This is a genomic window from Nonomuraea aridisoli (assembly GCF_003236395.1).
GTDB lineage: Bacteria > Actinomycetota > Actinomycetes > Streptosporangiales > Streptosporangiaceae > Nonomuraea > Nonomuraea aridisoli.
The window spans coordinates 20,972-28,867 of the sequence record NZ_POUD01000096.1 but is presented as its reverse complement, the minus strand read 5'-3'; the positions used below and the strand labels follow the sequence as shown (position 1 = coordinate 28,867).

At 69.8% G+C, this 7,896-nt stretch carries 8 protein-coding genes; 2 read left to right on the top strand and 6 right to left on the bottom strand.

Annotation, left to right across the window (positions count from 1 at the left end):
• The 5 genes from C1J01_RS22965 to C1J01_RS22945 all read right to left on the bottom strand — a co-directional run.
• Positions 1-824 (bottom strand): 3-methyl-2-oxobutanoate hydroxymethyltransferase (locus C1J01_RS22965; RefSeq protein WP_111181037.1); only part of this gene is annotated, 824 nt, incomplete at its 3' end.
• Positions 825-877: 53 nt separating this feature from the next.
• Complete coding sequence (locus C1J01_RS22960; RefSeq protein WP_111181036.1) at positions 878-1,381, bottom strand: 3-methyl-2-oxobutanoate hydroxymethyltransferase; 504 nt, start codon at positions 1,379-1,381, stop codon at positions 878-880.
• A gap of 1 nt (position 1,382) precedes the next feature.
• Positions 1,383-2,615 (bottom strand): aromatic ring-hydroxylating dioxygenase subunit alpha, encoded by a 1,233-nt coding sequence (locus C1J01_RS22955; RefSeq protein WP_220040055.1) that lies wholly within the window; start codon positions 2,613-2,615, stop codon positions 1,383-1,385.
• A 142-nt stretch (positions 2,616-2,757) separates the two neighbouring features.
• Positions 2,758-3,072, bottom strand: a complete 315-nt coding sequence (locus C1J01_RS22950; RefSeq protein WP_220040054.1) for a 2Fe-2S iron-sulfur cluster-binding protein — start codon at positions 3,070-3,072, stop codon at positions 2,758-2,760.
• Between the two features lie 62 nt (positions 3,073-3,134).
• On the bottom strand, positions 3,135-4,457 hold the full coding sequence (locus C1J01_RS22945; protein WP_111181034.1) for an NAD(P)/FAD-dependent oxidoreductase: 1,323 nt from the start codon (positions 4,455-4,457) through the stop codon (positions 3,135-3,137).
• Positions 4,458-5,043: 586 nt separating this feature from the next.
• On the opposite strand from C1J01_RS22945, the gene C1J01_RS22940 reads away from it, so the two are divergent.
• Positions 5,044-5,244 carry a hypothetical protein gene (locus tag C1J01_RS22940; protein ID WP_146615693.1) on the top strand — a complete coding sequence of 67 codons (201 nt, stop codon included), beginning with the start codon at positions 5,044-5,046 and terminating at the stop codon, positions 5,242-5,244.
• Between the two features lie 531 nt (positions 5,245-5,775).
• Here the strand turns inward: C1J01_RS22940 and C1J01_RS22935 are convergent.
• Positions 5,776-6,774, bottom strand: a complete 999-nt coding sequence (locus C1J01_RS22935) for a cupin domain-containing protein (protein WP_111181032.1) — start codon at positions 6,772-6,774, stop codon at positions 5,776-5,778.
• Between the two features lie 297 nt (positions 6,775-7,071).
• Between C1J01_RS22935 and C1J01_RS22930 the strand changes: the two genes are divergently transcribed.
• On the top strand, positions 7,072-7,869 hold the full coding sequence (locus C1J01_RS22930) for a S1C family serine protease (protein ID WP_111181031.1): 798 nt from the start codon (positions 7,072-7,074) through the stop codon (positions 7,867-7,869).
• Positions 7,870-7,896: the final 27 nt, after the last annotated feature.

The following is a 7,896-nucleotide window of genomic DNA, read 5'->3' as shown; positions in this document are numbered from 1 at the left end:
GGTGGGACGGGGATGCCGCCGGCGACCTGACGGGCGGCGCGCACGTCCTCGGCGTAGGCGGTGATCGCGCCGAGGGCCGTCCGCGCCACGTTCGCGTAGGTGTCCGGGGGGTCGTCGACGGCCGACGCGGCGTAGCCGATGGCGGCGTGCGCCATGCGCATCCGGCCGTCGAGCCACGGGCCGCCGCCGAACCCTCCGACGACCGGAATGGAGACGGCCTCGGCCACGGCCCTTCCGACGACCGGCCCTGAGTTGGTGAAGTTGAGCAGGACGGCGCCCGCCTCCTCCAGCCGCTTGGCCTCGGCGACCAGGGCGTCCCGCATCGTCACCGGCACCTGGTCGTCGCTGGACGGGATCGCGTGGTACTCGACCCCGTAGCGCAGCGCGGTCTGCGGAGTGATGCCGAACTGCGCGAACACCGGAATCCCCGCTCGGGTGATCGCCGTGACCGAGTCGAGGAAGTCCGGGGCCGCGTCCAGTTTGACCATGTCGACCCCGGCCTCCTTGACGAACCGGATGGCCGCGCGCAGGGCGCTGTCCGTGCCTTCCTGCAAGGGGCCGAACGGGAAGTCGGCGCTGACCAGGGCCCTGCTCACCCCCCGGCGGACCGCCTGGGCGACCACGATCATCTGGTCCATCGTGACCTCCAGGGGATTGGCATGTCCCCAGAGGTTCACGCCGACCGTGTCGCCCACCGAGACGATGTCCACCCCGGCCCGATCGGCGATACGGGCGATCTGGTAGTCCCAGGCCACCACACCGACGATCTTGCGACCGTCGTTCTTCATTCCCTGCAGGGTGCGCAGGGTGATCTTCTCCGGCATCTCGCCGTCGCCTTCCTCCGTCGTCGCCCCACACGGGCGACCTCTCGCACGTCCTAGACCCTCAGGGCCCGCAGCAGTTCGAAGGCGTCGCTCTCATCCGCCGACAGCAGCAGCACCCTGGCGTACGGCCGCAGCGCGGCGACCGCGTCGTCGGCCTCGAAGCCGTCGCCGAGCACGACCCCCGCCGTGGTGATGGCGCGGACGCCGCAGGCTCTGCCGATGGCGGCGGCCTGAGTCCCTCCCGAGTCGTCGGTCGCGATGATGACCACCACGTCGGTGCCCCTCAGCAGGTCGTCGAGCATGGCCGGCGCACCGTCGAGCCCGTGCAGCACGGCCGCGTCCACCGGCCCGCCGCCGGGCGCGTTCTCGCAGGTGTAGAACCGGGCGTTGGCCCAGGGGCCGTCGGACAGGCGCCGGGCGACCGCCGTGGCTCTCGCGTCCAGCGCGATGACGCGCGCGTTCCTGGCGGGTGCGATGGGCACGGTGATCCGGTAGCGGGACTCCTCCGCGGAGGCCGCCCTGGCGCATTCGCTCGCGTACATCGGCAGCGTCGGCATCTCAGATCGACGCGTGCCGGACGCCGGGAGTGGCCTTGACCGCGTCGCGGCAGGAGTCCAGGAACGACTCGGCCGCCGGCAGCACGACCGCCGCCGAGCGCACCCGGTGGTGCGCCGTGTCCACCCCGGGAGGCGTCACGCCTTCGTCCCGCAGCGCGATCGCGGCCTTGCGCAACCTCTGGCGGGCCTTGATGATCCCGCTGTCGGCCGGGACCAGCCGCTCCTTCGAACGGTCCACGATCGGCCCCATGCTCTCCTGAAGGGAGGCGTCCTGCATGGCGATGCCCGCCACGCCGGAGTAGGTCTCCCCGCGCTTCTGCGCCTCGCGGTCGATCAGGTAGTCGTTGTCCATGTTGGCCACGGGCCGGTAGGTCCCCGGGATGTTCTTGCTGTGAATCCCGTAGCCGTCCATCATGGCCTGGCGTTCCGCGGTCGTCAGCGGACGGACCGGGTGGTAGTCGAAGGAGTACGTCCAGCAGTTCTCGTCGTCGATCGGCACCCAGAAGTGGCCGTGCACCGGGTGGTCGCCGCGCGGCGGCACCATCGTGAAGGCCGGCATCACCCACGGCGTGATCCGCCAGTAGTAGTTGCCCTCCTCGGCGTTGCGGCGGGCGCCGACGAAGAGCCCGCCCTCGCTCTCGACGACCTCGAAGAACGGCTTGGTGTCGTTCAGGTTGTACTCGTTGCCCTTGGCGCCCTTGAACAACGGGTCGGACTTCAGGCCGCCGGAGTGCAGGAACGTCACGTGGCTGGAGTCGATGCCGCCCTCGAACGCCTGCAGCCAGTTGCACTGCTGCCACCGCTTGGAGGTGTAGGTCTGCTCCGGCGGGACATGCGCGAACTCGAACTCCGGCAGGTCCGGCCGCCTGGCCGGGTCGCCCATGTGGGTCCACAGGATGTCGCCGACCTTGACCAGCGGGTACGCGGTGAGCTTCACGTTCTCGCAGAAACTGCTGTTGTCCGCTTCCGATGGCACCTCCACGCACTGGCCGGTGACGTCGTATTTCCAGCCGTGGTAGGGGCAGCGCAGGCCGGATCCCTCATTGCGACCGAACCATAGTGAAGCGCCGCGATGCGCGCAGAATTCGTCGACAAGGCCATATCGCCCTTCGCTGTCGCGGAAAGCGATCAAACGTTCGGACAGGAGCTTCACGCGTACCGGCGGTGAGTCGTTCTCGGGAAGCTCCTCGGCGAGCAGCGCGGGAATCCAGTACTGCCGGAACATTTCGCCCATCGGCGTCCCTGGTCCGGTCTGCGTCAAAAGCTGGTTGATGTCCTTCCTCAGCACGGCTGTTTCCCCTTCAGGTGATGGACCGGCGCCGCGCCGGCGGCAACGGACCCGCGGCTCCGGGCCGTGGTCCTGCCGGGTCCGGGTGTCATGGCTGTTCCGGGGGGATCTCCACGGTCAGGCCGTCGAGGGCCTCCGTGACCCGTATCTGGCATGAGAGACGACTGGTGCTGCGTCGCTCCGAGACCCCCATGTCGAGAAGGTCTTCCTCCATGTCGTTGGGAGGTCCCACGACCGGTGCGAACTCCGCGCTCACCCACACGTGGCAGGTGGCGCAGGAACAGTTGCCGCCGCATTCCGCGACGATCCCCGGGACGCCGTGCTTGACCGCGGTCGCCATGACCGTGTCGCCGACCGTCGCGTCCACGGCGTACTCGCGACCGGCGCTGTCGATGTAGATCACTTTGGACAAGGTGCCCATGTCCCTCTCACGGTCGTTCAACTCCCATGTGCCGGAGGCGCCGATTAAGTTGCTATGGTATGTCCATTAGACCAGAACCGTTTGTCCCGCACAAGCGGTTCGCCGATCCCGTTCACCGTCCCGGCGGCGTTGACGAGGGATTTCAGGGGAAGAGCGGGATCGCCGGCGAGGTCGGGAGGGATGGTCGCTCTCTGGCCGAGGGCCTTGCGCACGGCCATGTAGTCGGCCGGCCGGTTGACGGCGTCAATGGCCAGCAGCCGGTCGTCCCGGTAGTACAGGACGGAGAACTGCTCGTCGTCCGGATCGCCGCGCACGACCTGGCTGTCGTGGCCGGTGGCGAGGCCGGCGATCTGCAGCCTGAGGTCACCCTGATAGGACCAGAACCACGGGACCGAGATCACGTTGCCGAGCCGGCCGAGCAGCGTCGCGGCCGCCACCTTGGCCTGGGCCACGGCGTTCTGGACCGATTCGATCCGGACCCGGCCCTCCCCGGTGATCGGGTGCGGTTGCACGGTGCAGTCGCCGGCGGCGACGATCGAGGGGTCGCTGGTGCGGGCATGGGCGTCGACGACGATGCCTTGGTCGCACACGAGCCCCAGCTGTTCGGGGAGTTCGGTGCGGGGGAGGACGCCCACGCCGATCAGGACCAGATCGGCCGGCAGGGACGTGCCGTCGGACAGTTCGACGCCGGTGACCCTGCCGCGTTCGCCCCGGAACCCGGACACCGCGGACGAGAGCCGGACGTCGACGCCGCGGCGCGCGTGCGCCTGGCGGTAGAACTCCGAGACCACCGGTCCCACCGACCGTGCCATCAGTCGTTCCGCGGCCTCGACCACCGTGACGGACCGGCCGAGGGCGCGGGCCGCCGAGGCGACCTCCAGGCCGATGAACCCGCCGCCGACGACGACGACGTTCGTGGCGGTCGCGAGCCGCGTCCGCAGATCGGCGGCATCGTTGTACGCGCGCAGGTAGCAGATCCCGCCGAGGTCGGCGCCGGGCACCGGGAGCCGTCTGGCGCCCGCTCCCACGGTCAGCGCCAGCCGGTCGAAGGGCAGTTCGCGTCCGCTCGTGGTCGTCGCGACTCCTGACCCGGGAGGGCCCGACGGGGACCGGCTCACCTCGCACACCCGTTCACCGCATACGAGGTCGATTCCGGATTCGGCGTAGAAGTCGGGTGTGCGGAAGGCCAGCGAGTCGAGCTCCGCCTCGCCGGCGAGGAACTCCTTCGAAAGGGGCGGTCGCTGGTACGGCGGATGCTCCTCCTCGCCGACCAGGACGATCGGCGAGGTGTCGCCGAGCTGCCGCAGTGACACGGCAACCTGCAGGCCGGCCTGGCTGCCGCCGACGATCAGTGTCCCCTTGCTCATCAGGTCCTCCGGAAGTCGGGTCGGAACGGCCGCCTCTGTGGAGATGGCCCGGTGTCTTGCGCCCGCCAAGGGCGACGCCGCTGGTCCCTGCGTGACATGGACATCCTCTCCGGGATTTAGGTAATACCATTAAACCACTAAGCTCCCGGAGTGTCCCCGTCCCTGTGGGTCGTCGAACACGGTGACGATGTAGGAGCGGCGTGAGCGCACAGATTCGCAGCGTCACCACTCTCGCGGCGACGACGCAGCCGACGGCCGGCTTGCCCGCTCACGGCTCAGTTGACGCGTTCTCGACCTGATCTGCGCCGAGGGAGACCCGGCGCGGCATGCACCGCGCGCTCAGGCCGGGCACCGCGGCCGGGCGACGACGCCATCTCCACGCCCGGACGTCACCTGGAGATCCTCTCCCGCCAGACCGCGACACTCGACGCCCTGGGGCGGGCAAGCGAGCCGTGGGCTGGGCCGTGGGCCGGGCGAATCGGTCGTGGTGTGGGCGAACCGGCCGTCGGCTGGGCTGTGGTGTGGGCGAGCCGGTTGTGGGGTGGGCAAGCCGGCCGTGAGCTGGCTGTGGAGGTGGGCAAACGACGTGGAGTACGACGTGACGGCCACCGTGGCCGACGGGGCGCACCGGCTCTGCGAGATCCGGCTCGCGCAGGGCCGGCCGGACGCCGCGGAGGCCGCCGTGTGCTCGGCGCTGCCGCTGGCGCCGGACGACGAGGCCCTCTGGCGCGACCTGCTGCACGCCACCCACGCCATCGGGTTTTTTCGCGCGGCTCGCATCGCGTGAATCAGCGCGTGGTCTTCCCGGTTCTTGCCGGGACTCTCCGTGTGCCTCGTGGAAGGTCTCGCTCGGGACGCCTCAGGAGTGATCGGCCTTCGATGGTCGCGGGTGGGCCGGTCGGCTCCCGAGCGATGCCCATGGAGGCGTTCCGGGTGACCATACGGTGTGGGCGAGCTCGAGCCCGGCGTCCTGTGCGGCGGCCGGTCCGTGAGGCGTTGGCGGCCACGGCGGCGACCCGGCCGCGCCATTCGTCTCGTCCCAGTCCGGTTGGCGGCCCCCGCCAGGCAGTGCCTCTCTTCGGCTGCGGCCGTGCTCGAAAGGCCGACCTGCGCCTGTGGCGATGGACGGGCGGCGGCCCTCCTGGCTCGTCGTCCCACCCCGTGCGGGCGGGACGGTCGCCGTCGGCGCAGACGGCGACCGCCTCGCTCCGGGGGCTGGAGCGAGGCGGTCTTCATGGGGACGACGTCACGGTGGTCGAGCCGTCCAGCGGGCTTGTCCTGCACCGCGGGCGGCGCACGCCGGTCGTCGTCCGCGTGGTCACGCCGTCGTGGTCGAGGCCGGCTCGAAGTAGTGGACGGTGTCGTAGCCGAGGTGCTTGAAGACGCGGTTCTGCGCGTTGAACAGACGCAACGGGGTCCCGTCCGCTGCGAAGATCTGGCAGACGTGATTCTGCGGGACATAGAGGGTGTCGCCCCTCCTGATGTCATAGCGCTTCGGCTCACGGGCGATCCTCGCGTAGTACTTCTCCGCGATCTCCGCCTCGACCTCCCACTGGAGCGCGTACCCGCCGCCGTCGAGGACGTAGTAGACCTCGTCGGCCATCTTCCAGTACTTGCCGCTGTGGCCGCCCTCGGGGATGTCGAGTTCGAAGGCGTCCACGCTGAAGATGCGGGCGTCCGTGCGCTCCGGCGAGGACATGACGCGGACCCGTCCGAGCGGGGTGTCCTGCCAGGTCGTGTCCGCGGGAGAGATCACCTTCTTGCGGTCGAGCACCCCGGGGGTCCAGATGCGCGACCAGTCCTCACGCGGCCCGAAGCGGTCCTCCTCCTCGACCGGCCCCGACCGTCCCTGCTGGATGAGCCCCATGAACATCCACGTGCACTTCGCCTTCACCACGAGGGCGACGGCACGCTCCTGGTACGGGTTGAAGTGCCGGTGCACCGAGTCGGTGTGCACGAAGACCAGGTCGTCCTTGTTCCAGTCGTAGCGCTGGTCGTCGTGGATCTCATAGCCCCGGCCCTCCAAGATGTAGAAGGCGGCCTCGTTCTGGTGGCCGTGACCGTGGTTCGACGACTCGGGGGGCAGCTCCACGAAGTGGACCTGGATGGTCTGGGTGAGGAAGTCCTCGTCGCCCGGGCCGATCCGCCACCAGGTCCGGCTCTTCGCGCTGTCGCCCGAGTGCCCGACCTTCGCGTCGTCCACGACGACGCTGTCGTCACGTACCCGGTCGACCGCCAGCTGGCGGCGCCGGAACTCTCCGAGGCCGTATGTCTGCGAGGTCAGTCCGCGCACGAACACTCGTCCGCTCTTGCCCATGGCTCCTCCTAATTAGGTCATCGTCCTGCTCGGGCGCCGGTCTGCCGCCGGCAGGAGGTGGTTGAAGGGACGCGCGTTGTTCGGTCACCGGCGATGGCGTCGACGGGGGAGTGGCGAGTGTCCATCTGCTCCCCTCACGGGGTTCGACCCCAAGTGGGTTCAATGGTATTACCTTCGTACCAGCGCCGCAACGGCCGCCCGGCGGTGACTTCGCCTTGCGGAGTGCGGGACGCGGTTTTCATGGAGTTCTCAGGTGTATTTGTGGCACTTTGAGCAGACTTTTATCAATATGGAACGATGGAGCGCGTGCCGCAGGAAGCCGGTGCGGCCGAGGCTCAGGGAGCTCCGGGGGCCGTGGCCGGGAAGGCTCGGCGGTTCGTCGCCGTCGGCGGCGCACTCGTCGTCGTCGCGGTGCTGGCGTACTGGCTGGGAACCAGCGGCGGGGACGGCCAAGGGGCGGCGCCGCCCGGGCCCAGCGCGACACCGACGCCCAGCGCGACGCTCACGACGGCCGAGGTCTTCGAGAGGGTCGGGCCGTCGGTGGTGGTCATCCAGGCCGGCAAGTCCCTCGGCACCGGGGTGATCGCGGCCGAGGACGGGACCGTTCTGACGGCGCACCACGTCGTCGAGGACGCCGAAGACGTCACCCTGAGGTTCGCGGACGGCACCAAGGCGAAGGCCGTCGTGGCGTCGTCGAACCCGGAGCGCGACGTCGCGACCCTCAAGCCCGCGCGGCTGCCGGAGATCGTCGTCCCGGCGACGCTCGGCGGCGCCCCGCCCGTGGGCGCGCCCGTCGTGGCGATCGGCAATCCGCTGGGCCTGACCTACAGCGTCTCCACCGGCGTCGTGTCGGGCCTGAACCGGAGCGCCGAAGAAGGAGACCTGAACGGGCTCATCCAGTTCGACGCCTCCGTCAACCCGGGCAGCTCCGGCGGCCCCCTCCTGGACGCCCGCGGCCTGGTCATCGGCATCGTCGTCTCGATCGCCGACCCGGGAGGCGACGAGGCGTTCGCCGGCATCGCGTTCGCGGTGCCGATCGGCGTGGCCCTGGGCGGCGACGAAGGCGAGGGACCGCCGGGCGGACCGCAGATCTGACCGAAGTCGATCGAAGCGTCACGAGAA